The following is a 24,109-nucleotide window of genomic DNA, read 5'->3' as shown; positions in this document are numbered from 1 at the left end:
GCCATGCCCCTCAGTCGTCGATTCATCGTGACCTCCGCGATCGGACTCGCCGTGCTCGCGGTCGTCGCCGTGGGAGAGGTTGGCGCGCGCGCAGCCATCGACTCACGACTCGACAACACCACCGACGACGGACCGACCCTCACGTTTGCCGGTCACTCCGCGCTCCTGGCCATCGTCACGCGGCGCGTGCCGGTGACCGCCACCTTTGGCAAGGACGACCTCACCGCACGCCTTGGCGAAGCACTCGACGGGAAGATCGACTCGGTGACCCTGAGCGACGGCGTGCTGGGCGTGGAGAGCAGCGACGGCATCGGCCAGCTCCGGCGCCCCGTCACGGCGTGGCTGACCCTCGCCCCAGGGAACGGCGGCGTGGTAGCCACCGTCATCTCGGTCGAGGTGGCTGGGCTGCAGCTGCGGCCGAGTTCGCTGCTCGGACACGATCTGACGTTCGACCTTCCCGACCCCATCACCGAGCGCTGCGGCGACGCCACCCACATTGACTCCGCTTCCATATCGCGCGCAGGGCTTGAGCTCGGCTTCACCCTCCCGCCGGACGCCGACGCGTGTCTCACACCACAGGAGAACTCATGACCCGCATCGCCCTCACGTTCGCACGCGTCAGCTCGCGGAAACCCTGGCTCACGCTCGGGCTGTGGCTGATGATCGCGGTCGGTCTCATCGCCAGCGCCAGCGCCATCGGCAACGACTACTCGGACGAGATCTCGGTACCGGGCTCCGACTCGGCAATTGCCAACGAACTCTTGTCAGGGGCAGGCGACGGCTCCTCGTCGAGTCTGCTGCTGGCCTCGCCAGACGGGTTCCAGTCCGTGGACGCCGCCGCGCTGGTGGATGACGTGATCGCCGCGGCATCAGCCGCGCTAGATGTCGACATCCCCAACCCGCTCGACAATCCCGAGGCTGCGGTCGCCAAAGGTCAGTTCTCCGCAGACGGCAGAGCGCTGTCCATCCCCGTTGCGGTGGGCGTCGACGACGTGTCCGATGCTGGTGCAGCTGCCGCGCTCAAGGCTCTCGAACCTGCACTCGACGCGGGCTGGAGCGCGGCGTATTCGGGAGAGTTCGCGCGGTCGGTAGACGCCAACACGTCGCACCGCAGCGAGGCCATCGGCATCGTCGCGGCAGTCGTCGTCCTGTCCATTTCGCTCGGCTCACTCGCGGCCATGGTCGTACCCGTCGTGTCCGGGCTGGTGGCCGTGACGTCTGGGCTGGGACTCCTCGGCCTGCTGTCACACGCTACAGCGATCCCTGAAATCTCCCCCACCTTGGCCACCATGATCGGACTTGGTGTGGGAATCGACTATGCGCTGTTCCAGGTGGCACGTCTCAAGCAGGCGCTCAACAGCCACCCGGACACGGCATCGGCGGTGGCCACGACGGCCGCGAGCGCGGGCACCGCTGCGGCGTTCGCAGGAGCCACCGTCGCAGTGTCCATCTGCGCACTGGCCATCTCTGGTGTGAGCTTCGTCGGCTGGCTCGGCTACGCGTCCGCAATCGTCGTGGCGATCGTGGTAGCGAGCGCCCTCACCTTCACTCCCGCGTTCCTCACGGTGCTCGCTCCGCGGCTCACGCCATCGAGCAAGCGTCACGTCGAGGCCGGCAAGGGCACGGCGAGGCTCGCTGCAGCGGCAGTCCGGCACCCGTGGCGTGCCACCGTCTCCGCGTTGCTGGTGCTCGGGACGCTTGCGGTGCCGACCGCGTCACTTCACCTCGGCATGTCCGGGCCAGGAGACCGTGCCCTCGATACCCAACTGCGGGAGTCGAACGACATCATGACAGCGTATTTTGGTGCTGGTTCCACAGCGACACTCGCGGTTGTCGTTCAACTCGACTCCCCCGCTGCCGGCGCCGACGACCCCCGTCTCGTCCAACTGTCGCAAGAGCTTGCGAACACGGACGCCGCTGCAGCGACTCCGTTGCGACCCCGTGCGGGCGACCCCACCGTCGCCACCGCGCAGGTCACCCCCACCAATGACCCCAACGCCAGTTCGACACTCGCGCTCCTCGACGCCATCCGCGCATTGCCTACCCCCGGGTCGACGTCGCTCCATGTCGGCGGGGCCACCGCCACCCGAATCGACCTCGCAAACCAGATCACCTCGCGCCTGCCATGGCTCATGGCGGCCGTGGTGGCGGTTTCCACGCTCATGCTCGTGATCGCGTTCCGATCCGTGCTCATCCCCCTCAAGGCCGCTGTCTTGAACCTGATCTCGGTCGCCGCCTCATACGGCGTGGTCGTGGCCGTATTCCAGTGGGGGTGGGGCACCAGTCTCATCGGCCTCGATGGACCGGTAGTGATCGACAGTTATGTGCCCATGATCCTGTTTACGGTGCTGTTCGGGCTGTCGACCGATTATGAGGTCTTCCTCATCTCCTCCATGCGCGAGGCGTGGAATACCACGCACGACGCCAAGGCTGCGATCGTCGAGGGCACGCGCAACTCGGGAAGAGTGATCATGACGGCCGCCATCATCATGATCTCAGTGTTTCTTTCCTTCGTGATGCAGGACGACCCCATCATCAAGGTCTTCGGGCTCGGCCTGGCCGCGTCGATTCTGTTCGACGCCACGATCGTCAGGATGCTGTTGGTGCCCGCGCTGATGTCCCTCATAGGCAGGCACGCGTGGTGGGTACCCGCATGGCTCGATCGCATCCTGCCCTCGATCGATGTCCACGGCGAGACCGACGAGACCTCCCCACGCGGACGTGCCGCACAGAAGGTGTCGGCATGATCCGCCACGTCGCCGCGCCGGTGGCCTGGGTGACGTTGGCCACCCTCACTCTGGCGGCGTGCAACCAGACTGCCGCTCACGATGCCGAGGGAGGCACCCCTGCCGCTACGGCAACGTCCGCCGCGACGCCAGAGTGGACGATGCCCGCGGATCCGCTGCTGAGCGAGCAGTGGGGCATCCAAGCCAGCGGGATCGACACGGCGTGGCAGGTGACAGGCGGTGACGGCGTGGTGGTCGCAGTCGTAGACACCGGCGTGGACCTCACCCAACCGGATCTGGTGGACCGACTCGTTCCCGGCTGGGATGTGGTCGACAGCGACGACACCCCACAGGACCTCAACGGCCACGGCACCCATGTGGCAGGCATCGTCGCGGCGTCGGCGAACGACATCGGCACCGCCGGGGCCGCGCCGCAGGCGTCGATCATGCCGGTGAGGGTGCTCGACGCGGATGGCGCGGGTAGCGACGACAACATCGCCGCTGGCATTTCCTGGGCGTCTGACCACGGCGCCGACGTGATCAACCTCTCGCTTGGTCAGGCAGGCCTCGTGGGTCGCATCAGCAAGGGTGGCCCCATCAACCGGGCGATTCGCGACGCAACCGCGAAAGGGGTCATCGTGGTGGCGGCCGCCGGAAACGAGGGCACAGCGGGTCGGCAGTATCGGATCGGGGTCGACGTACTGGTCGTGAACGCCTCTGACCGCGACGGCACTCTCGCCGAGTTCTCCAATGTCGGCGATGCGCGAGCCATCACTGCCCCGGGTGTAGACATCGTGTCGACCGCACCCATGTCCCCCACCACCCTGTGGCCGTCCGGCACCGAGGGCAGCGCCGTGCTGAGCGGCACCTCAATGGCGACGCCCCTGGTATCTGGCGCCATCGCATTACTTCTCGCAGCGGGGATCCCCGCCGGCGAAGTGGTGTCCACTCTCATGGACACGGCCGCGAACCCCTCGGGCGACCCCCTTCTTGGCGCTGGGATCATCGACGTGGGCAGGGCTCTTGGCCTGGATCCAGTCGAGGGCCAGATTGCCTCACAATCCCCGACCGAGCCCACCGCGGAGCCGCCTGCCACCAGTCCTGCCTCGCGCGGAGATGGCACCGTCACCTTGACCATGACCGCGCCGCGACCGGTGAGCGCGCAAACGTCGGCGACGGTCGACTGCGCGGTCAGTGACAGAACCTATACGGCGTCGACAGGCGCAGCGTCGGACAACGCCAGCGTGACCTTTGAACTCACCGGCATGCCGTACCGGGGCGCTGGCGAGATCGCGTTCGCTGGCACGGTCACAGTGGCGACGGCCGACGATATTGTCACGGTACCTGTGGTGGGACCCGGCGAGGTGGCAGCGGACTTGTCTGGAACGCTCTCGGTGAACACCTCCGCAGCGGCATTCGCGCTCGCCTGGACGTGCGGCTAGTGACGCGTCGACGCCCTCCCGCTTGCGATCGCGGCCGGAAGCGCCGCGATCGCCGCGTCGACGTTCGCGTCGGTAGACGTCCACCCGAGCGAAAAACGTACCGTGGACAGCGCGTCCTCTGCGGATCCCCCCATCGCGAGCACCACGTGGCTCGGCTCCACCACACCGGCGGTGCACGCCGCACCGGGCGACACCTCCACCCCGGCAAGGTCGAAGGCCACCAGCATGGCCTCCGCCGACGCCCCCGGAATGATCGCGTGCACGATGTGCGGGACGCCGTCGCGCGGCCCGTGGACCGTCGCCGTGGGCGACAGCGAGACAATCCCCCGCGCGAGCCGCTCCCCGAGCGCGGCCAACCGTGACGCCTCCGCCTCAATGCCCGCGACCGCCTCGTCAAGCGCGACAGCAAAGGCCCACGCCGCCGCGACATCGACCGTGCCCGACCGTAGCCTGCGCTCCTGCCCTCCCCCGTGCGTGAGCGACGACAGCGCGGCGTCCCTGCGCGCAAGCAGCGCGCCCGCCCCTACCGGCCCACCGACCTTGTGGGAACTGACGGCGGCCGTGGCGAGGCCGCTCGCGGAGAAATCGAAGGGTACATGCCCGATCCCCTGCACGGCGTCCGCGTGCACCGGAATCCCGTGCCCGGATGCCAGCGCGACCGCCTCCGCCACGGGCTGCACGGTCCCGACCTCGTTGTTGACTCCCTGAATCGAGACGACAGCGTCTTGGTCTGCGTGTGCATGAAGTTCCACGACAAGCGCATCAAGCAGAAGGCGCGCGTCCGCATCGACGGGAAGCACCACCGCCACGGCGCCCTGCTGAGCCGCGAGCCAACGCACCGGGTCGAGCGCCGCATGGTGCTCCACCGCAGTGGTGACTACGCGCACGCGCGCGGGGTCGGTTGCTCGCCGCGCCCAGAACGCGCCCTTGATCGCCAGATTGTCCGCCTCGGTGCCACCCGACGTGAAGATCACCTCGGTGGGGTGCGCCCCCAGCGAGCCCGCGACGCTCTCGCGAGCGTCCTCAAGCAAGGACCTCGCGGACCGGCCCGAAGTGTGCAGGCTCGATGCGTTTCCCACCGTCGCCGATGCCTTGATCCACGCCGCGCGCGCGGAGTCACGCATCGGCGTGGTCGCGGCGTGATCGAGGTAGTGGGGCACTCGACCATCGTAGGTGGACGCGCATTCCGGGTAGCGTGACAGCAGGCCCCCTCGGAAGGATTCGCCCATGGCTACCTGGTTCATCACTGGCTGCTCCACCGGCATCGGCCGGGCGGCGGCAGCGGCCGTTGCATACGCCGGCCACACCGTCGTCGCGACGGCGCGCCGTCCCGAGACGCTCGACGACCTGGTCGCAGTTCATCCCGACACCGTGATCGCGCTGCCTCTTGACGTCACGGACAACGCCTCCGTCGGGCAAGCCGTCGACGCGGCGCTGGAACGTGTGGGCCACATTGACGTGCTGGTCAACAACGCGGGCATCGGCTACTTCTCGACCATCGAGGAGTCAGACCCCGACGACGTGCGCACCATGATGGAGGCCAACTTCTGGGGTGCGGCTCGCGTCACGACCGCGCTCCTGCCCCACCTGCGCGAGCGCCGCGCGGGTCACATCTTCACGGTGTCGTCGATCGCGGGCGTGCGGGGATCCACGGGCCTCGGCTACTACTGCGCCACCAAATTCGCGGTGTCCGGCTTCATGGAGGCCCTCGCCGCCGAGGTGGGCCACCTGGGGATCAAGGTCACGCTGATCGAGCCCGGACCCGTGCGCTCACTGTGGATACCCTCGGGCCAGAAGAAGGAGGACGTCCTTCCCGACTACGCACCGGTGATGGAACCCTTCTGGGATCGCATCCACGGGCTCCCCGGCAAACAGCCCGGCTCTCCCGAGGCCCTCGCGGAGGCGATGCTGAGGCTTGCCGAGGCCCCCGAGCCTCCCCTCCACTTCATCGCTGGCGAGCATGCGCTCGCGGGCGCGCGCACCAAGATCGAGAGCCTGACCGAGGACCTCGACGCCTGGGAAGGTCTGACGCGGTCCGTTGATCGACCGGCATAGCGCGCCGACGCAGGAGACTAGCCCTGACGGCGCGCCTTGAGCGCCTCGATCGCTTGAGGCAACACGTCTCCCAGGTCCCCCACCACACCGAAGTCGGCAATCTCGAAGATGGGCGCATCGGGGTCGATGTTCACCGCGACGATCGTTCCCGAGGCCTGCATCCCGCCGCGGTGGTGCACCGCACCGGAAATTCCGCACGCGACATAGAGCACGGGTGTGACGGTCACGCCGGTCTGGCCGACCATGTGCTCATGGCTGATCCAGCCCTCGTCGATGGCGTCACGCGAGGCGCCCACGGCGCCGCCCAGCACGTCGGCCAATTCGCGCACGAGCGTGTAGTCGCCGCGCGTGCCGCGCCCTCCGGCGACCACGACAGCGGCCTCCGACAACGGGACACCAGCATCGCGCTCCACGGGCGTGACGGACACGACCGTCTCACGCACCTCGGGAAGCATCCCCATCACGGAAATGACCTCGCCTGCTGCGGGCCGGTCCGCTGGTGCCGCCTGCGTGGTGTTGGGCCGCAACGTGACGATGGCACGGTCCGCGTTCACGCGGGTGCGCACGTTCCAGGTGGCTGCGAACACGGTCTGCGTGGTCTCGACACGGCCATCAACGAGCGCGGCGCCTGCTGCATCGACCACCACCCCGGCTCCGGTTGCGATCGCAAGCCGCGTCGCGACCTCCTTGGTGAAGAACGTGGACACCATGAGCACGATCGCGGAATCCGCCGTCGCGGCGGCAAGTACTGCGGCCGCCGTGCCCGAGTGACGCGCACGGTCGCCAATCGCGACGACGCGCACCTCCTCGGCTCCATATTCACGCAGGGCGGTCACCGCGCCGGCCGGGGGCTCCTCCCCCATCCACACGGCAATCGGCCGCCCGATCGATCGCGCGAGCGTCAGCGCCTCGAGCGTCGGCTGGGCAATCTCATTGCCGCGGTGTTCCACAAGCACCGTCACCATGGTGTCGGTCACGCGAGCCCCCTCTCGATCAGGAACCGCGCAAGTTGCACGCCGCCGTCTCCGGTGTCGTTGATCTTCACTCGGTTCTCGCGAGGCGGTTGGGTCGAAGCGTCAAGCACCGTGGTGCGCGACGCCATCGCGCCCACCTGCGCGGGGTCCACGCCGATGTCGGTGAGCGACCACGTGGCCACCGGCTTGGTGCGGGCGGCCATGATGAGCTTGAAATTGGGATAGCGCGGCGTGTTCGCCTCGTCGGTGACCGACACCAGCGCCGGCAGCGGCGCCGTCACGGTCTCGTGGGCGTCGGGCATGTGGCGCTCGATGGTCGCGACGCCATTCGCCACGGCGAGCGACGACGCGAGGGTCAGCTGAGCGACGTCGAGTTCGGCCGCGAGCGCGGTGGGCAGCATGGACGTGAGCGCATCCAGTGCAGCCATGCCCGTGATCACCAGGTCGACCGGGCCGTCCTTCTCGATCTCGCGCACCGCCGCGGCGAGCACCCGGGCGGTGCCGAACACGTCGGAGCCCGCGATCGACTCGTCGCAGACGTGGACCGCGTGGTCGACGCCCAATTGCAACGCCTTGCGCACGGCGGCCACGGCGTCCGGCCCGCCGACGGTGACGGCGTAGACCTCAGCCTCCCCCTCCGGGAGGGCTTCCTTGAGTTGGAGGGCCGCCTCGACCGCGTTCTCATCCAGCTCATTCATGGTGCCGTCGTCCGCGGTGCGGGTGACGGTGCCATCGGTGAACGAGCGGTGGGATTGCAGGTCGGGCACGAACTTCACGGTGACCACAATGCGCATCCGCCAAGACTAACGGTCCTCGGCCCGCAACCCTCCCGTCATCGTGATACTGCACAATGTCTCCATGGCCCTTGTACCTGCGGCGAACGTGTCGCCTGTTCCGCCCTCGCCCGATCGATTCAGGCTGGGAGTCCACCCGGTCGACGGGGGTGTGACGGTCGCGGTGTTCGCCGCGCACGCGTCGGCGGTGGAATTTTGTCTCTTCAAGGACGACGCAGAGACGCGAGTCACGCTCAACGGCCCGGTGCACGGCGTGTGGCACGGATTCGTGGCAGGGATCGAGGTCGGCCAACGATATGGGTTCCGGGCGTCCGGGCCGTGGGCACCCCGGCGCGGTCACCGCTACAACCCCGCCAAGCTGTTGATCGACCCCTACGGCCGTGGTCTCGATGGGCACCTGGCGCCGATGACCGCGCCGGGGGCCAGCGCCCTTCGATCCAATCGCGACGGGACCGACACCGCCCCCTTCACTCCGCGGTCGGTGGTTGTCGCGGACCCTGGGACGGGCTTTGAGCACCCCAAGCCGCGCACGCCATGGCGAGACACCGTGCTGTATGAAGCGCACGTGAAGGGCTTCACCAAGCTGATGCCCGGCATCCCCGAGGAGCTGCGCGGAACGTATGCGGGCCTGGCACACCCGGCGAGCGTCGAACACCTCACGGCGCTTGGCGTCACCGCAGTGGAACTTCTTCCGGTGCAGGCCTTCGCGTCGGAGCCCCACCTCGAAGGACTGGGGCTCAGCAACTACTGGGGCTACTCGACGATGAACTTCTTCTCGCCACACGCGCCGTACGCCACCCAAGCGGCGCGCGCCGCCGGACCCGAGGCCGTCCGGGACGAGTTCCGCGGCATGGTGGACCTGCTCCACGCCGCGGGCATCGAGGTCATTCTGGACGTGGTCTACAACCACACGATGGAGGGCGGCTGGGGCGACCGCGTCGTGAGTTGGCGGGGGCTGGAGAACTTTGTCTACTACCGCCACAGTGCCATGAACCCCCAGCACTACGACGACGTGACGGGCACGGGCAACTCGCTCGACTTCTCGCAGCCCGCCGTGATCAAGATGACGCTCGACTCGTTGCGGTACTGGACCGACGTCATGGGCGTGGACGGCTTCCGCTTTGACCTGGCCGCCACCCTCGGTCGCAACATGAGCGGGTTCTCCACCGATCATCCGTTCCTGGTGGCCCTCACCACGGACCCCTTGCTCGGCTCCACCAAACTCATCGCGGAACCGTGGGACGTGGGCCTGGGCGGCTGGCAGGTGGGCAACTTCCCCATGCCGATGACGGAATGGAACGACCGTTTCCGTGACTATGTGCGCTCGTACTGGCTCACTTTCGGTGCAGGCAAGGAGGGTGGACGGGACCACGCCACGGCGCCGGAACTCGCGACGCGGCTCGCCGGATCGGCCGACCTGTTTGGCCACACCGAGCCCTACGGGATGCGCGGGCCGATGGCGTCGATCAACTTCATCACCGCACACGACGGCTTCACCGCGTACGACCTCACGGCGTACAACGACAAGCACAACGAGGCCAATGGGGAACACAACCGCGACGGCACGGACAACAACCGGTCCTACAACCACGGCGCCGAGGGCCCCACGGACGACGTGGAGGTGTTGGCCGCCAGGCGTCGCTCCCTGCGCAACCTCTTGGGCACGCTGCTGCTGTCTGCGGGAACGCCGATGCTGCTGGGCGGCGACGAGATGGGTCGCACGCAGCACGGGAGCAACAACGCGTACTGCCAAGACAACGAGATCTCGTGGCTCGACTGGGAACGTCAGCCGTGGCAGTTCGACCTGCAGGCCACGGTCGCCCACCTCATCGGGTTGCGCAAGCGGCACCTGGTGTTGCGCCCGGAACGCTTCTACGACGGCGTCGACATTGATCCCCGCGACCAAGACCTGCGGGCAGACTCGGCGTGGTTCACCGTCTCGGGTGAGCACGAGGACGAGGACTGGTGGGATGACCCTGCCACGCGCGTCGTCCAATTCATGCGGTCGCTGTCACAGCCCGATGAAGCCGATGCTTTGATCGTGGTGAACGGTTCCCGCGAGGGTGCCTCCGTCACCATCCCCGACGACGACGGCACCCTGTGGAACCTGGCATGGGACTCCGCCTGGGAGAGCCCGGCAGAGCACACGGAGGACCTCGTCGCCCCCGGCTCGGTCGCCGAAATGCCAGCCCTGACGATGCGCCTGTACATCAGCGCGGTCTAGAGACCCCCGGGCGGGGTGGTCGCCGATGATCGGTGCACGGCGTGCGCGCTGGACCCCTGGTGTATTCTAGAAAGTGAACGCTAACATTGATGGATCATTTCATGGCCAAAGGGGGTCAGTCGCGATGAGCGAGCACGGCACCATCACCACCACGTTGGCGGCGCCAATTTCGGGCGTCAGCGGACGCCGATCATGACGATCCCTGCTGGCCTCGCCGACCGATTTGCGTCCCTCTACGGAGTGCCGCCCGTCGGCGTATGGTCCGCGCCTGGCCGTGCCAACCTCATCGGCGAGCACACGGACTACAACAACGGATACGTCCTTCCGTTCGCCATCGACGACAGGACGTGGTGCGCCGCCGGACCCAACAACGTGGGCCTGCTGCGCGTCGCCAGCACGGCTCAGACCTCCCGCCACAGCGTCGCGATCGCCGACCTAGAGCACGCCGTCTTTGAGGGCTGGTCGGGCTATGCACTGGGCGTGGCGTGGGCCCTGCACACGATGGGTCACGACCTCTCGAGCGCCCCGGGCATCGACCTCCTGATCGACTCCACCGTCCCTCTCGGTGCGGGCCTGTCCTCGTCGGCGGCTCTCGAATCGGCCGTGGCCATGGCTCTCAACGATCTATGGGAACTCCGCCTGACCCCCATGGAGCTTGCCAAGGTGGGGCAACGGGCAGAGAACGGGGCGATCGGCGCTCCCACCGGCGTCATGGATCAGGTCGCTTCGCTCTTCGGCCGGGAGGACCATGCGGTGCTGCTCGACTGCGCGTCGCTGCGCACCACCGCCGTGCCGCTTCGCCTCGGAGCCAGCGGGCTGTCGCTGCTCGTGCTCGACTCCAAGGTCAAACACGCTCACGCCGACGGCGGCTACGCGTCGAGGCGGCAGGCATGCGAACGCGGAGCGCGCGAGCTGGGTGTGCCATTCCTGCGCGATCTGACGGTGGCGCAACTTGATCAGGCGCAATCCCTCCTTGACGATGAGACGTTCCGCCGCGTGCGCCACGTGGTCACCGAGAACGCGCGAGTCCTCACCACCGTGGAAGCCCTCGCAACCTCGGGTCCCGGCGCCATCGGGGACCTGCTGCTCGCCTCTCATGCGTCCATGCGCGACGACTTCGAGATCTCCGTTCCCGAAATTGACACTGCCGTGGAGACGGCCATGGCTGCCGGGGCCGTGGGCGCACGCCTGACCGGAGGCGGCTTCGGCGGCTCGGCGGTCGCGCTCGTGCCCACCGACCGCGTTCGGCGTCTCAGCGACGCCGTGCGCACCGCGTGCAGTGAGCGCGGATTCGCGGTACCGGAGATACGGACGGTGAACCCCTCGCAAGGAGCTCGCCGTGACAAGTAGCCTGGGTCGCATGACCCCAGGAGCCGCATCGTGACCGCCTGGCTTGTCACGGGAGGCGCGGGCTACATCGGCGCCCACGTCGTGTCCGCCCTGCTCGAAGCCGGATTTGAGGCCGTCGCCTACGACAACCTATCCACCGGCAAACGAAGGTTCGTGCCAGGCGGGGCGAGACTCGTCGAGGCAGACATCCTTGACACCGATGCGGTGACCGCCGCGTTGAGGACTCACGGCTGCGTGGGCGTGATTCACTGCGCCGGATACAAGTACGCGGGTGAATCGGTGAAGTACCCCACCCACACGTACCTCCAGAACGTCTCCGGGACGGCCACCCTCCTCGAGGCCATGGCGGCGGCGGGCACCCGCAACCTGGTGTTCTCCTCGTCGGCGGGGGTGTACGGAACGCCGGACACCGAGGTCGTCACGGAGGACACCGAGTGCCGCCCGGAGAGCCCGTACGGCGAAAGCAAGTTGGTGGCCGAGTGGCTCATCCGTGACCAAGTGACCGCGACCGCTTCCTCCGACGCTCCGCTTGCCGCGACGAGCCTGCGCTACTTCAACGTCGTGGGCTCCGGGCCCTCGCAGGTCTACGACGTCTCGCCCCACAACCTCTTCCCCAAGGTCTTTGCCACGCTCATGCGCGGCGAGCCCGCGCGGATCAACGGCGACGACTACGCCACGCCCGACGGCACCTGCGTGCGCGACTACGTGCACGTGGTGGACCTCGCCAACGCCCACGTGGAGGCGGCTCGCGCGTTGGACGAGGGCCGCCCGTTGGAGCCGGTCTACAACCTCGGTTCAGGAGCGGGCACCTCGGTCCGCGAGATCGTGGACGCGATGCGCGACGTGACCGGAATCGCCACCGAACCCCTGGTCGGCCCGCGCCGTCCGGGGGACCCGGCGCGCATCGTCGCGGCCGGCGACCTCGCCGCGCGTGACCTCGCGTGGGAAACGCGCTTCACGATTCACAGCATGGTGAGGACCGCCTGGGAAGCAATGCCCCGCGGTTAGCGACCGATGTGGAGCCCTGTGAGCGCGACTCGCGGCGCCGTCAAGAGTCCCCGTCTTGGATGGGGGCGCCGAGGCGAGTAGGTTCGTGACATGGAGCGAAGCCCAGAGTTGTCTGTCGGCCGGATCCCCATCGTGGACGTCGAGCCGTCCCTCGAACAGGGGCGATGGCCCGCCCGAGCCGTCGTCGGCGAGGCCGTGCCGATCACGGCCACCATCTTCCGTGAGGGTCACGACTCCGAGGGCGCAACCGTGGTCGTCACAGATCCAGAAGGTAAGCGGCACACCCTGCCGATGCCCCAACAGAACTGGGGACTGTCGCTGTACGAAGCGATATTCCTCCCCACCAAGGAGGGCATGCATTCGTTCCGCGTCGAGGCGTGGTCAGACCCCGTCGGCACGTGGATCCATGCCGCCGAGGTGAAGATCCACGCTGGCGTCGACGTGCACCTCATGCTTGACGAGGGCGTTGATGTCCTTACTCGTGCGCGGGACACCGTGCGCAGGGGCGCGGCCGCGCGGGAGTCGCTCACCGAAGCAATCGCCGCCCTGAAGAACGGGGCGTTGGCCCCCGAGAAGCGACTCGCCGAGGCCCTGTCGGACCAGGTCCGACACACTCTCGCCAAGGCTCCACTGCGGGAGTGGGTGACGGCATCGGCGGAGTATCCCCTCCTCATTCAGCGCGAAAAGGCCCTGGTCTCTGCCTGGTACGAGATCTTCCCCAGGTCCGAGGGCGCCAAGCTCAACAAGAAGACGGGCGAGTGGACGTCGGGAACCTTCGCCACCGCGGCCAAGCGACTGCCCGCGATCGCGGACATGGGATTTGACGTCGTCTACCTCACGCCCATCCACCCCATCGGCTCCACCCATCGCAAGGGCCGCAACAACTCGCTCGAGGCCGCGCCCGGCGATCCTGGAAGCCCCTACGCGATCGGCTCGGAGGAGGGCGGTCACGACGCGACTCACCCCGACCTGGGCACGATGCGCTCGTTCAAGAACTTCGTGAAGCGCGCCAGGGAACTCCACCTTGAGGTCGCCCTCGACATCGCCCTCAACGCCTCGCCCAATCACCCGTGGCTGAAGGAACACCCCGAGTGGTTCACGACGCGGCTCGACGGGACGATCGCGTACGCGGAAAACCCTCCCAAGAAGTACCAGGACATCTACCCGTTCAACTTCGAGAACGACCCTGAGGGCGCCTACCGGGCCTGGCGCAACATCTTCCAACTGTGGATCGATGCCGGCGTGACGCTGTTCCGAATCGACAACCCGCACACCAAGCCGCTGACGTTCTGGGAGCGGCTGCTGGCAGACATCGCCGACGCCCATCCGGACGTCATCTTCCTGGCGGAGGCGTTCACGCGCCCGGCCATGATGCACACGCTCGCCAAGATCGGCTTCCACCAGAGCTACACCTACTTCACCTGGCGCCAGACCCCAGAAGAGATGGGCGAGTACCTCAAGGAGCTGGCGGGCGAATCGTCCTTCTACATGCGCCCCAACTTCTGGCCAACCACCCACGACATCCTGACACCCGACATGCAGCGCGGCGGCGCGCCGTACTGGAAGATGCGTGCGGCGCTTGCCGCGACGGGTTCCCCCTCCTACGGGATCTATGCCGGGTACGAGTTCGTGGAGTCGGTCCCCCGGCCCGGCGTCGAGGAGCAGATCGACAACGAGAAGTACGAGTACAAGCCGCGTGATTGGTCGAAGGCCGACGAGTTTGGCATCGTGTCACTGCTGAGAACCCTCAACGAGTTGAGGTCGGACCATGTCTCCCTGCGCAGACTGCGCGGCCTGACGGTTCACCGCACCACCAACCCGAACGTCCTGTGTTTCACCCGCCACGTGCCCGCGAACGAGTCCCCCAAGGGACGTGAAGATACGGTCATCGTGGTGGCCTCTTTCGACCCCCACTCAGTCAACGACGCGATCGTCACCCTCGACATGAGTTCCATCGGCAAGCAAGACGACGATCCCATTCCTGTCGTGGACGCAGTGACCGGAGCCAAGTACACCTGGGGGCGCGAGTTCTTTGTGCGACTCGACCCATCGCAGACGCTGGTGCATGTGGCTACGGTGCGTCTATGACCACACTGGAGGAAACCTGTGGCACGTGACATTGACCCAACGGCGTTGGCAGATATTCTCGCCGGAACCCACCATGAGCCGCACGCGGTTCTCGGTCCACACATCCACGACGGCGGGGTCGTGGTCCGAGTGCTGCGCCCCTTTGCCAGGGAGATCTCGATCGAAACACTCGACGGAACCCTCCCCGCGAGGCACGTCGTGGACGCGCTGTGGCAGGCCGATCTACCGGGCGACGAGATACCGGATTACCGCGTGCACGTCACGTACGACGGCCCGGAGATCGTCTCCGACGACCCCTACCGGTTTCTCCCCACGCTCGGCGAGCTGGACCTTCACCTCATCAGGGAAGGACGCCACGAGCGGCTGTGGGATGCGCTCGGCTCCCATGTGAGGACATACCCGTCCGTACTGGGCGAGGTACACGGCACCTCCTTCAGCGTGTGGGCACCCAATGCCCGGGCGGTTCGCGTCGTCGGCGAGTTCAACCACTGGCAGGGAGTGGGCCACTCCATGCGTTCTCTCGGCTTCTCGGGCGTGTGGGAACTCTTCATCCCAGGGGTGGGAGACGGCACCCACTACAAGTTCGAGATTCTCGGCAAGGACGGCCACTGGAAGCAGCAGGCCGACCCCATGGCTCGGCGCACCGAGGTTCCTCCTCACACCGCGTCAATCGTCACGGCGAGCGACTTCGCGTGGAACGACGAGGCCTGGTTGGACAATCGCGCCAAGCACTCCGCTCATGACTCGCCGATGTCGGTGTACGAGGTCCACCTCGGCTCGTGGAAGCAGGGCCTCAGCTACCGCGACCTCGCCAACGATCTGATTCCATACGTGCGTGGTCTGGGCTTCACCCACCTCGAGTTGATGCCCGTCATGGAGCACCCCTTCGGCGGCTCGTGGGGCTACCAGGTGACGTCGTATTACGCTCCCACGTCCCGCTTTGGCAACCCGGACGACTTGCGCTACTTCATCGACCGCGCCCACCAGGAGGGCCTCGGCGTTCTGTTGGACTGGGTGCCTGGCCACTTCCCCAAGGACGCGTGGGCGCTCGGCCGGTTCGATGGCACTCCCCTGTATGAGCACCCCGACCCGCTGCGCGGCGAGCAACCGGACTGGGGCACCTTCATCTTCGACTTTGGCCGGGCAGAGGTGCGCAACTTCCTCGTCGCCAACGCGCTGTACTGGCTCCAGGAATTCCATGCCGACGGGTTGCGCGTGGACGCCGTCGCCTCCATGCTGTACCTCGACTACTCGCGCGAATCCGGCCAGTGGCGGCCCAACGTGCACGGCGGCAGGGAGAACCTCGACGCCATCGCGTTCCTGCAGGAGGCCAACGCGACGGCCTACAAGACTGTGCCCGGAATCGTGATGGTGGCGGAGGAGTCGACCGCGTGGCCCGGCGTCACCGCCCCCACGTCTGGAGGCGGTCTTGGCTTCGGGCTCAAGTGGAACATGGGCTGGATGAACGACACCCTCCGCTACCTGTCTGAGGAGCCGATCCATCGCTCGTATCACCACCACACCGTGACGTTCTCGCTGATCTACTCCTTCTCCGAGCACTTCATGTTGCCGCTGAGCCATGACGAGGTGGTCCACGGCAAGGGCTCCCTGTACTCCCGCATGCCGGGTGATCACTGGCAGAAGATTGCGGGGTTGCGCTCCCTGCTTGCCTATCAGTGGTCGCACCCTGGCAAGAAGCTCCTGTTCATGGGCGACGAATTTGGCCAGGCCGCCGAGTGGTCCGAGGGCCGCTCGCTCGACTGGTGGCACACCGAAGACCCCCTCCACGATGGCCTCCGGCGGCTCGTCGGCGATCTCAACGCCCTGTACCGCGCGCAGCCGGCGCTGTGGCAACAGGATGACGATGCCTCGGCGTTCCGGTGGATCGATGCCGACGATGCGGCGCACAACGCGATCTCGTTCGTGCGCTATGCCAAGGACGGGCCACCCGTGGTTGTCGCGGTGAACTTTGCGGGCGTGCCGCACGAGAACTACACGCTCGCGTTCCCGCACGCCGGAACGTGGAAAGAGGTCCTCAACACCGATGCGGAAACCTACGGCGGATCAGGAGTGGGCAACCTCGGCCAGGTCGAAGCGGCCCAGCAACCTCACCACGGCTACGAAGCCTCCACGACCGTGCGGCTCCCCCCGCTCGGCGCGGTGTTCTTCACGCCTGCGGCCACGTAGGCACATCCGCTAGTACAGGGCGCTGGCGAGTCTCTGGCGTGCGGCGTTGACGCGCGGGTCCGTGGGACCTACCACGTCAAACAATTCGATCAGACGCGCGCGCACGCCCTCACGCTCGGGCCCGGCGGTGGCGCGTACCACATCGATCAACCGATCAAAGGCGTCGTCGACCATGCCTCCGAGCACGTCCAGATCCGCGACCGCCAGCTGAACGTCCACATCGTCCGGCGCGTCCGCGGCCGCCTGACGCACCACCACGGCGTCCGCGGAGCCGCTACGCGCGATCAGGGAGACCTGGGCCCGTCCCGCGCGCGCTTCCGCGTCCTTGGGGTTCTCCTTGAGGGCCTGGTCATATGCCGCGATCGCGGCGGCGTAGTCCTCCCGCTCGATGGCGTCGAACGCCTCTTGGTGCAATGGGGGTAGCGGCTTCTCCTCAGGCTCGGCCTTCGCGGTGGGAGCGGCGACCTCACCCGAATCGCGCACGTCCATACCCGCCTGGCGGGCGACCTCGGCGACTTGTGCGAACACATCGGTGAGTTGCTGATCGTCAGGCGTGCCCTGGAACAGCGGCACCGGGCGGCCCGCCATCAGCGCAAGCATCGCCGGGACCGCTTGAAGTTGGAACGCCTCCGCCAAGCCAGGCTCTGCGTCCACGTCGACGACCACGAGTCCCACGGAGTCGCCGTAGCGCGCCAAGTGCGCGACGACGCGTTCGCGCAACTCATCGCATTGCGGCGCGGCGGCAGAGCACAACAGGACGTAGATGGGTCGTCGGCTCGACTCCTGCAGGTACTCGCCGGCGTTAGCCTCGGTCATAGCCGCCGGGCCGCCGGCCGAGCCGCCGTGCTGTTGTCCTTGCTGAGGCTTCGCCGCGAGCGCCGCGAGGTCGACGACACCGCTGAACGGGGGTAGCGAGGTCATGGTGTCCTTTCTTGGTGTGAGGTCACGGAGTGATCGATACGAGATGGTGCTCGGCCGCGACCACCCCGGGCAATGGACTCTGGCCCGGAGGGGGTACCGAGAGCACCACGAAGTCCCGGTAGTTGTAGGTAACCTTGTCTGTCGCGTCGCCCTGCAACAACGGAGCATCCCGCGCCGACAGAGTCAGCGTGGCGTCCTTCACGGAGAAGGACGACGCAATGTCGATGGGCGCGAAGATCAACGCGCCGCCGTCCGAGGTGGCCAGCACAAAGGTGGCCGCGAAGACGGGCTGAACCGTGTCAACGTACGCGCCACCAGTACTCGACGCGGCGTCCGCGAGCACCGCCCGGGCGCTGAACAGCTGCTTGGCGTAGGTGTCTTCGGTGAAGTTTGCCGCGAGGTCACTGTCGGCGCCCTGCCGCAGGTACTCGACGTAGTCCTCCAAGGCCTTGCGAGGAGACGGATCAATCCCGTCCTCGCCCAGGGGCAACTCCTCTGCGCCGTCGACCTCGCCGGGCATAGCGGGCAGCACGGCGCCCGGGATCATGTGAGCCCACGCGACGAGGCGGTAGGGCTTGTCGACCGACTCCTGTACCCACAGGTAGACGACGGGCGTGAGGTCGTCGGCAGGCGGCTCAGAGACAGCCGCAAGCATCCGCGGCCATGTTTGGGACCGCGACACATAGACGCCCTGCATGTGTGACGGCAGGTCCGACACCTGCTCGTCCGCGACGTTGCTCGCCACGGTGTACTCGGCGCTCCGCACCAGCGCCGCGTTGCCTGCCACACGCGACGCAAACAACTCGGGGTTTCTGGCCGCATCGGCCGCCGTCAGCTCGGCGAACGTCGCATCGATCACGGCGTCCGCCTGAGTGTCGATCAGCGCGGCTTCGGCCTGCAACGAAGGGGTGACGGTCGCCTGCGGCGGCGTGGATGCGCAACCGGCGAGCAGGAGCGCCGTGGCGGTTGCGGCGACAACAGTGCGCCTCATGATTCGTCTCCCTTCTGCTCAAGGTCAACGTCGGGAAGCGTCGAGCCGGCCAATCGCCGTTCACGACGCGAACCGGCCTTCGGGTCCTCTCCCGTGGCGATGCGCGACCGCTTGGTGGTCCACGCCTCGACGCGCTCCTGGAGAGGGCGGACATCGACGATGGCGGACAGCACGGCGAGCAGGCCCAGCACGGCGAGCGCGATGCCGATCCAGATGAGGGGGCTGATCCACGCGTCGTTGACTTGCCTGTCGGCACTGACCTCGATGGTGCCAAGGTCGGCGCCGTCCGTGGAGTTCACGACGAGGTACTCGCCGGGCGAGATTGCGGCGACCGCGAGCGACACTCGGCCCTCTCCCGTCCAGGTATGCCGCCAGATGTCGCCGGAACCGTAGTCGACGGACTCCTCCCCTGGGACGGCTTCGGCTGGGTCCGGACTGGGTGATGGGGTCGCCGCGGCTGCGGGCGCGGCGTCGGCCGTGCCCCCGGGCGACGGCGTAGCGGCGTCAGCGACAATGCGCGAGGCGGTACGGGTGGTGAATTCTTCCCACGATGCGTAGCCGGTGATATAGGTGGCGGAGTGGTGAACGAGCCATGCCTCGGCGTCGACCGGGCGTGCCGTGTGCGCGTCCACGCCACCATCGGCGGTCACGGCGAGCCTGTGCAACTCTGGCAGCGCCAAGACCTCGGGACCGAGAACCACGACTGGCGTGGCGAGGGTCGCCTCGGTCACCACGGCGTGTGCGGGCCTTGCGGCCTGGGCGATGAGCCCGGAAATCAACATCAGGAGCCCCAGGGCTCCCGCGATGATCGCTGTAGTGCGAAGCGTCACGTCTTTTCCTCCTGGTTCCGGCGTACAGTCTAGGAGACAACGTACAAGTACCCCCAGGTGTGGCTTTGTCTTGCCCCCGGCCCGCGACTAATGTGGTGTGACGCTGGGCCCTGCAACGAGGAGAACCGATGGTCGACGAGACTCTGCCCTTCCCTGTCGCCATGCGCGGCTACGACCGCGATGCAGTCGCGGCGCACGTCAAGCGACTCGAAGAGTCTCTCGCACAGGCGCAGGGCACTGCTCAACAGGCGCGACAGGATGCAGAGCAGGCGCAACGCGCCCTGGAAGACGCTCAGCGCGACCTCACCGAGAAGGAGCAGCCCACCTACAAGGGTCTGGGAGCCCGAGTCGAGCACCTGTTGCGTTCGGCCGAAGAGCAGTCGGCCGATGTGATCAATCGCGCCAACACGCATGCCCAGGACACGATTGCCCGGGCGAATGTCGCGGCGCAGCAGTTGCGCGCCCGTGCGGACAACGAGGTGTCGGAGATCCTCGCACAGAGCCGACGCGAGGCGGACGAGATCAGGGCCGCGTCCGAGAGCGCAGCCCAGGCCGCGCGGGAGGCCGCGGAACGCCAGGCAGCCGAGACCGTCGCCAAGGCCCAGCGTGAGGCAGACCGCATCGCTTCCGTCATTGATACGGAGATCGAGGAGAAGCGGACCGGCTCCGAGCGCGAGGTGCACGCGCTTCGCGCGACCGCCGAACGCGAGGTCACGGAACTCAAGGTGTCGAGCCAACGTGAGGCGGTCGAGATGGTCGACGCCGCGCGGGGAGAGGCCGAATCCCTGGTGAGCGCCGCCCATGCCGAGTCGCAACGGTTGCGCGATGAGGCTGAGCAGATTCTTGCCGCCGCGCGCGAGGAGGTTGATCGCCTCGCCGTCGAGGGCGCCGACAAGGTGGCGGCCGCGGAGTCCGAGGCGCAGACCACGCTGGAACGCGCCAACGACGAGGCCACCACGCTCCAACGCGAGGCCGCGTCGATCCGAGCAGAGGCCGATAAGCATGCCGCCTCGGCGCTTGCCGCGGGTCGCCGCGAGGCCGCGCAGATCATGTCGTCCGTCCAGGCGGACACCGAGAATCTGAAGGCCGAGGCGTCGCAGTACCACGCCGCGACCACGGCCGCGGCCGACGACTACGACGCCGCGAAGCGTGCCGAAGCCGACGACTACGACGCCGCCGTGCGTGCGCAGGCCGACGACTACGACGCCGCGAAGCGTGCCGAGGCCGACAAGTACGACGCCGCCGTGCGTGCGCAGGCCGACGACTACGACGCCGCGAAGCGTGCCGAGGCCGACAAGTACGAACGGGCCACTCGCGAGCAGGCCGAGCGAGTCGCGTCCGAGAAGATCGCGGCGGCGGAACGGAACTTCGCCGCGAAGGTGGGCGAGGCCGACCAATATCACGGGTCGAAGTTGGTCGAGGCCGACCAGTATCACGCCACCACTACGGCCGACGCGGACAAGTACGACGCCGATCTCAGGGCCGCCGCGGAGCACTACGACGTGCAGACGCGCCAGCGCGCCGACAACGACACTGCCGACATTCGCAAGCGTGCGGATTCCGACACCAAGAAGCTGCGGGCCCAGGCCGCGGCGGAGGTCAAGGCCTTGCGTGACGAGGCCGCGGCAGAGGCCGAAGGGCTGCTGAGCGAAGCACGCGCCCAAGCCAAGAGCATGGTCGACGCCGCCGCGACCGAGGCCCAGCAGTTGCGCGCTGAGGGCCACGGCGACGCGGAGTCGGCCAAGGAAGAGGCCCGTCGCATACGCGAGGACCTGCAGATCGAGGTCGCGCAGCGCAGGGAGGCCGCAGAAGCCTCCCTCACCGAGCGCCACAATGCCGCAAAGGCCGAGTCGGAGGCCATGGTCGCGGACGCACGAAAGCGCGCCGACGAGGCCGAGGCCCGGCTTGCGGACGCGCTCGAACGTGCGGAGCAGGCCCGCAGGGACGCGGAGGAGCACGCTCGCACCCTGTTGAGCAACGCACGCCACAATGCGGACGACATCGTCTCGCAGTCGCGGGAGCACGCGGAGACCATCATCTCCGAAGCCGTCACGGACGCGGAGCGGGAGCGCTCGCTTGCGTCCAAGGAGGTGGAGGAGCTCAACCACCAGCGCGAGTCGATCACCACCTATCTCGATGACCTGCGTTCGCTGCTGTCCTCGGATCCCGTGAACAACCTTGCCGCCGCCTCAAAGTTGGTCGACCAGCAAGCCGCGGCCGAGGCGGCAGACGGATCGGAAGACGGCCCCGGCCAAGAGAACTGACATGCACGCCGATCGCGGCCAGGACGCTTTCGCACATGCGGCGCGCCTGGATCGGCAGCGCCAGGCGGAGAGCGCCCGGGCCACGGCGATGGTGAGGGCGTTCGCCAAACAGGCGAAGGACGCGGGAATTGAGCCCGAACGGCTGCGGGCCCGTCCGTACTCGGGCAAGGCCCTTCTCAAGACCGACGTGCTGGGCTGGTACATCAACCGCGCCTGCAGCGTGGGTGTGAGCGTCGACGGCGATTTCTACGTGCTGCATGGGCCCGGAGGACTGGCCGCGTGGCTCAAGGGAGTCCACCTGGAGCCCTCTGACCCGCCACTCGAACTCGGTCGGGGGGCGCGGGACGGCGAGTCCATGCCGATGGACAAGGCACTCGCGATCCGCCTCGAGGCGGGCGACAGCTGGCCGTGACGCGCTAGGGGCGATTGCCCCCGAACCGCTAAGTCCTGGCGATGCCGTCGATGAGCCGCGCGATCGCCTCGGGCCGCTCGACGTGCACCAGATGGCCCGCGCCCTCGACCACGGTCACCTCCACGCCAAGTGCGTCTGCCATCGCGGCGGCCTCTTCGGCAGAGGTCAGGCCGTCATCGTCGCCGCGCACCACAAAGGCGGGCGCGTCACAGTTGGCAAGCACGGCCAACCTGTCCGGCCGCGCCGCCATAGCGCGTTGACCCCACGCGACCCCGTCGCCCAACTGCCGGTCCACATTCCGGATGACTGACGCCAGCACGTCGGCCTGCGCGCGCGCTGCGGCCCCGAGGAGGCCCTCGGCCACCTTTTGGGGGTCTGACACTCGACCGAGCGTCGTGGCCTCCTCAGCGGCCTCCAGGCGCCGCGCACGGGCCTGTTCCGTGTCGGCTCCCGCCCTGGTGCCGATCAGCCCGAGCCCTGCGACCGCATCGGGGTGACGCTCGAGCACCGCCATCGCCACGTATCCGCCCATGGAGCAGCCGACCCAAATCGCGTCTTGTGAGCCGGTCGCCTCGCGCAGGGCCGCGACAGCGGCATCGGCGATGAGGTCGATGGACGGCTCGCTGGGCGACGCTGGCATGTCTCCGATGCCCGGAGAGTCAAACGTGATGATGTCGCCCACGGGCGCATCGAGCGCCGTCAGCAACGGCTCCCACTGGTCGCGGTCTAGCGGAAAGGCGTTGAGGAGGACCAGGGGGGTTCCGGTGGGCAGCAAGCTCATGGTTTCTCTCCCGAGTGGACAACTGCGGAGGCGGGAACTGTCGTCGGAAGGCCAGCGGAGCCTGGCACCACGGCGTCCATCAGCAGGTCGAGGACGATCCGCACGTACTTCTCGCCCACCCACAGGTGCTTCGCGCCCTCCACGGGGATCACGCGGGCTTGGGTGAGCGGGGCGAAGCCAGGAACGGCCCGGTCCGGCGTCAGGAAGTCATCATGTTCGGGCACGAAGACGGTCACGGGCTTGTCCGTGACCGCCCAGCGCTCAAGGTCCTCCCGTGTGGCGCGCCGTAGCGGCGGCGACAGCAACACCGCACCCTCCACATCCAGGTCGGCTCCGTGCATGAGGGCAAGTTCGGTCCCAAAGCTCCAGCCCAGCAGCCAGCGGCGAGGCAGCCCTCTGTCGACCGCGAACTGGACGGCCGCGCGCACGTCGGCCCCCTCGCCCACTCCCTCCTCGAACCGGCCCTGAGAGGTTCCACGCGGCGACGACGTGCCGCGGGTGTTGAACCGGAGCACCGCCACGTCGGCCAGATAGGGCAGTCTCCAGGACGCCTTGCGCAGCACATGCGAGTCCATGAAACCGCCGTGAGTCGGCAGCGGGTGCAGCGTGATGAGGGTGGCGGCGATGCGGCCCGACGCCGGCAACGCCAGTTCGCCCACCAGGGTGAGCCCGTCCTCCGTCACAATCTCGATGTCCTCGCGGTCAGCGGGCAGCACCGTCATGGCGCCGATCTCGGCCGGTTCAGCCACGTGTCCTCCCAAAGGTCTGCCAGCAAGCCCGGTGCCAGTGTCTGCGTTCCTGGCCCGCCGCGTCGGGGCCAAACAGTCCGTCCGCCGCCCACGCCACAACGTGTTCCTGCGTGCCGGGAACGTCGCGCCCGCATGCGGGGCATGTGTAGGTCTTGTCCGACGGGCGCGGAATGGCCACCCAGTAGTCCTCGCCGCGGGGACCGCGTTGGCGCTGAGCGCCGAGGCCCCCGCGCACGCGCTCCACATCGAGCTCAGGGTGGGGCTGTCCGTAAGGGCGCTTGGTGGAGCGGCGCTTGGACGGCATGGTTCGAGT

General features: G+C 67.8%; 20 protein-coding genes. 11 read left to right on the top strand and 9 right to left on the bottom strand.

Going from position 1 to position 24,109, the window contains the following annotated elements; all coding sequences use genetic code 11:
* Positions 1 to 3: 3 nt before the first annotated feature.
* Genes QZZ29_RS09300 through QZZ29_RS09290 form a run of 3 tightly spaced genes read left to right on the top strand, consistent with a single transcriptional unit; the run spans position 4 to position 4,168 of the window.
* Positions 4 to 591: a hypothetical protein gene (locus QZZ29_RS09300; protein ID WP_291382770.1), complete on the top strand. Its 588-nt coding sequence runs from the start codon at positions 4 to 6 to the stop codon at positions 589 to 591.
* The gene (locus tag QZZ29_RS09295; protein ID WP_291382769.1) at positions 588 to 2,747 is read left to right on the top strand and encodes an MMPL family transporter; all 2,160 of its coding nucleotides are present in this window, start codon (positions 588 to 590) and stop codon (positions 2,745 to 2,747) included. Before QZZ29_RS09300 ends, QZZ29_RS09295 begins: the two co-directional genes overlap by 4 nt.
* Entirely contained in the window at positions 2,744 to 4,168 is a 1,425-nt protein-coding gene (locus tag QZZ29_RS09290; protein ID WP_291382768.1) for a S8 family serine peptidase, read from the top strand. Before QZZ29_RS09295 ends, QZZ29_RS09290 begins: the two co-directional genes overlap by 4 nt.
* Here QZZ29_RS09290 and QZZ29_RS09285 read toward each other — a convergent pair.
* Positions 4,165 to 5,328, bottom strand: a complete 1,164-nt coding sequence (locus tag QZZ29_RS09285; protein ID WP_291382767.1) for a cysteine desulfurase family protein — start codon at positions 5,326 to 5,328, stop codon at positions 4,165 to 4,167. The genes QZZ29_RS09290 and QZZ29_RS09285 overlap by 4 nt on opposite strands.
* A 67-nt stretch (positions 5,329 to 5,395) precedes the next feature.
* On the opposite strand from QZZ29_RS09285, the gene QZZ29_RS09280 reads away from it, so the two are divergent.
* Positions 5,396 to 6,223, top strand: a complete 828-nt coding sequence (locus QZZ29_RS09280; RefSeq protein WP_291382766.1) for an oxidoreductase — start codon at positions 5,396 to 5,398, stop codon at positions 6,221 to 6,223.
* Positions 6,224 to 6,240: 17 nt separating this feature from the next.
* On the opposite strand, the gene QZZ29_RS09275 is transcribed toward QZZ29_RS09280, so the two are convergent.
* Both QZZ29_RS09275 and QZZ29_RS09270 read right to left on the bottom strand, forming a co-directional pair.
* Positions 6,241 to 7,200, bottom strand: a complete 960-nt coding sequence (locus QZZ29_RS09275) for an electron transfer flavoprotein subunit alpha/FixB family protein (RefSeq protein ID WP_291382765.1) — start codon at positions 7,198 to 7,200, stop codon at positions 6,241 to 6,243.
* Complete coding sequence (locus QZZ29_RS09270; protein ID WP_291382764.1) at positions 7,197 to 7,991, bottom strand: electron transfer flavoprotein subunit beta/FixA family protein; 795 nt, start codon at positions 7,989 to 7,991, stop codon at positions 7,197 to 7,199. Before QZZ29_RS09270 ends, QZZ29_RS09275 begins: the two co-directional genes overlap by 4 nt.
* Before the next feature lie 64 nt (positions 7,992 to 8,055).
* On the opposite strand from QZZ29_RS09270, the gene glgX reads away from it, so the two are divergent.
* From glgX to glgB, 5 genes are all read left to right on the top strand, one after another.
* Entirely contained in the window at positions 8,056 to 10,215 is a 2,160-nt protein-coding gene (gene glgX, locus QZZ29_RS09265) for a glycogen debranching protein GlgX (RefSeq protein WP_291382763.1), read from the top strand.
* A 192-nt stretch (positions 10,216 to 10,407) separates the two neighbouring features.
* A complete protein-coding gene (gene galK, locus QZZ29_RS09260; protein ID WP_291382762.1) occupies positions 10,408 to 11,565 on the top strand; it encodes a galactokinase in 1,158 nt (385 codons plus the stop codon).
* A gap of 30 nt (positions 11,566 to 11,595) precedes the next feature.
* Positions 11,596 to 12,573 (top strand): UDP-glucose 4-epimerase GalE, encoded by a 978-nt coding sequence (galE, locus tag QZZ29_RS09255; RefSeq protein WP_291382761.1) that lies wholly within the window; start codon positions 11,596 to 11,598, stop codon positions 12,571 to 12,573.
* 90 nt (positions 12,574 to 12,663) lie between these two features.
* Positions 12,664 to 14,661, top strand: a complete 1,998-nt coding sequence (locus QZZ29_RS09250; RefSeq protein WP_291382760.1) for an alpha-1,4-glucan--maltose-1-phosphate maltosyltransferase — start codon at positions 12,664 to 12,666, stop codon at positions 14,659 to 14,661.
* A gap of 18 nt (positions 14,662 to 14,679) precedes the next feature.
* Positions 14,680 to 16,848 (top strand): 1,4-alpha-glucan branching protein GlgB, encoded by a 2,169-nt coding sequence (glgB, locus tag QZZ29_RS09245; protein ID WP_291382759.1) that lies wholly within the window; start codon positions 14,680 to 14,682, stop codon positions 16,846 to 16,848.
* 9 nt (positions 16,849 to 16,857) lie between these two features.
* On the opposite strand, the gene QZZ29_RS09240 is transcribed toward glgB, so the two are convergent.
* Genes QZZ29_RS09240 through QZZ29_RS09230 form a run of 3 tightly spaced genes read right to left on the bottom strand, consistent with a single transcriptional unit; the run spans position 16,858 to position 19,590 of the window.
* A complete protein-coding gene (locus QZZ29_RS09240) occupies positions 16,858 to 17,769 on the bottom strand; it encodes a tetratricopeptide repeat protein (RefSeq protein ID WP_291382758.1) in 912 nt (303 codons plus the stop codon).
* 22 nt (positions 17,770 to 17,791) lie between these two features.
* Entirely contained in the window at positions 17,792 to 18,760 is a 969-nt protein-coding gene (locus QZZ29_RS09235; protein WP_291382757.1) for a hypothetical protein, read from the bottom strand.
* Entirely contained in the window at positions 18,757 to 19,590 is an 834-nt protein-coding gene (locus QZZ29_RS09230) for a hypothetical protein (RefSeq protein ID WP_291382756.1), read from the bottom strand. The genes QZZ29_RS09235 and QZZ29_RS09230 overlap by 4 nt, the downstream gene beginning before the upstream one ends.
* Before the next feature lie 128 nt (positions 19,591 to 19,718).
* Here QZZ29_RS09230 and QZZ29_RS09225 point away from each other — a divergent pair, with 128 nt between their 5' ends.
* Together QZZ29_RS09225 and QZZ29_RS09220 are read left to right on the top strand one after the other, a co-directional pair.
* Entirely contained in the window at positions 19,719 to 21,854 is a 2,136-nt protein-coding gene (locus tag QZZ29_RS09225; RefSeq protein ID WP_291382755.1) for a hypothetical protein, read from the top strand.
* 1 nt (position 21,855) lies between these two features.
* A complete protein-coding gene (locus QZZ29_RS09220; RefSeq protein WP_291382754.1) occupies positions 21,856 to 22,266 on the top strand; it encodes a hypothetical protein in 411 nt (136 codons plus the stop codon).
* A gap of 28 nt (positions 22,267 to 22,294) precedes the next feature.
* Here QZZ29_RS09220 and QZZ29_RS09215 read toward each other — a convergent pair whose 3' ends face one another.
* Genes QZZ29_RS09215 through QZZ29_RS09205 form a run of 3 tightly spaced genes read right to left on the bottom strand, consistent with a single transcriptional unit; the run spans position 22,295 to position 24,100 of the window.
* Positions 22,295 to 23,047: an alpha/beta hydrolase gene (locus QZZ29_RS09215; protein WP_291382753.1), complete on the bottom strand. Its 753-nt coding sequence runs from the start codon at positions 23,045 to 23,047 to the stop codon at positions 22,295 to 22,297.
* The gene (locus QZZ29_RS09210; RefSeq protein WP_291382826.1) at positions 23,044 to 23,769 is read right to left on the bottom strand and encodes an alpha/beta hydrolase; all 726 of its coding nucleotides are present in this window, start codon (positions 23,767 to 23,769) and stop codon (positions 23,044 to 23,046) included. The genes QZZ29_RS09215 and QZZ29_RS09210 overlap by 4 nt, the downstream gene beginning before the upstream one ends.
* A gap of 19 nt (positions 23,770 to 23,788) precedes the next feature.
* On the bottom strand, positions 23,789 to 24,100 hold the full coding sequence (locus QZZ29_RS09205; protein ID WP_291382752.1) for a hypothetical protein: 312 nt from the start codon (positions 24,098 to 24,100) through the stop codon (positions 23,789 to 23,791).
* Between the last annotated feature and the right edge of the window lie 9 nt (positions 24,101 to 24,109).

This window comes from Demequina sp. (assembly GCF_016278765.1).
GTDB lineage: Bacteria > Actinomycetota > Actinomycetes > Actinomycetales > Demequinaceae > Demequina.
This window is presented reverse-complemented; position numbering and strand designations above follow the sequence as displayed.

Bases quoted from the DNA above. Each gene is read 5' to 3' on its own strand.
- QZZ29_RS09300 (WP_291382770.1), top strand. From the start codon at position 4: ATGCCCCTCAGTCGTCGATTCATCGTGACCTCCGCGATCGGACTCGCC.
- QZZ29_RS09295 (WP_291382769.1), top strand. From the start codon at position 588: ATGACCCGCATCGCCCTCACGTTCGCACGCGTCAGCTCGCGGAAACCC.
- QZZ29_RS09290 (WP_291382768.1), top strand. From the start codon at position 2,744: ATGATCCGCCACGTCGCCGCGCCGGTGGCCTGGGTGACGTTGGCCACC.
- QZZ29_RS09280 (WP_291382766.1), top strand. From the start codon at position 5,396: ATGGCTACCTGGTTCATCACTGGCTGCTCCACCGGCATCGGCCGGGCG.
- QZZ29_RS09270 (WP_291382764.1), bottom strand. From the start codon at position 7,991: ATGCGCATTGTGGTCACCGTGAAGTTCGTGCCCGACCTGCAATCCCAC.
- glgX (WP_291382763.1), top strand. From the start codon at position 8,056: ATGGCCCTTGTACCTGCGGCGAACGTGTCGCCTGTTCCGCCCTCGCCC.
- galK (WP_291382762.1), top strand. From the start codon at position 10,408: ATGACGATCCCTGCTGGCCTCGCCGACCGATTTGCGTCCCTCTACGGA.
- QZZ29_RS09250 (WP_291382760.1), top strand. From the start codon at position 12,664: ATGGAGCGAAGCCCAGAGTTGTCTGTCGGCCGGATCCCCATCGTGGAC.
- QZZ29_RS09240 (WP_291382758.1), bottom strand. From the start codon at position 17,769: ATGACCTCGCTACCCCCGTTCAGCGGTGTCGTCGACCTCGCGGCGCTC.
- QZZ29_RS09235 (WP_291382757.1), bottom strand. From the start codon at position 18,760: ATGAGGCGCACTGTTGTCGCCGCAACCGCCACGGCGCTCCTGCTCGCC.
- QZZ29_RS09225 (WP_291382755.1), top strand. From the start codon at position 19,719: ATGGTCGACGAGACTCTGCCCTTCCCTGTCGCCATGCGCGGCTACGAC.
- QZZ29_RS09220 (WP_291382754.1), top strand. From the start codon at position 21,856: ATGCACGCCGATCGCGGCCAGGACGCTTTCGCACATGCGGCGCGCCTG.
- QZZ29_RS09215 (WP_291382753.1), bottom strand. From the start codon at position 23,047: ATGAGCTTGCTGCCCACCGGAACCCCCCTGGTCCTCCTCAACGCCTTT.
- QZZ29_RS09210 (WP_291382826.1), bottom strand. From the start codon at position 23,769: ATGACGGTGCTGCCCGCTGACCGCGAGGACATCGAGATTGTGACGGAG.
- QZZ29_RS09205 (WP_291382752.1), bottom strand. From the start codon at position 24,100: ATGCCGTCCAAGCGCCGCTCCACCAAGCGCCCTTACGGACAGCCCCAC.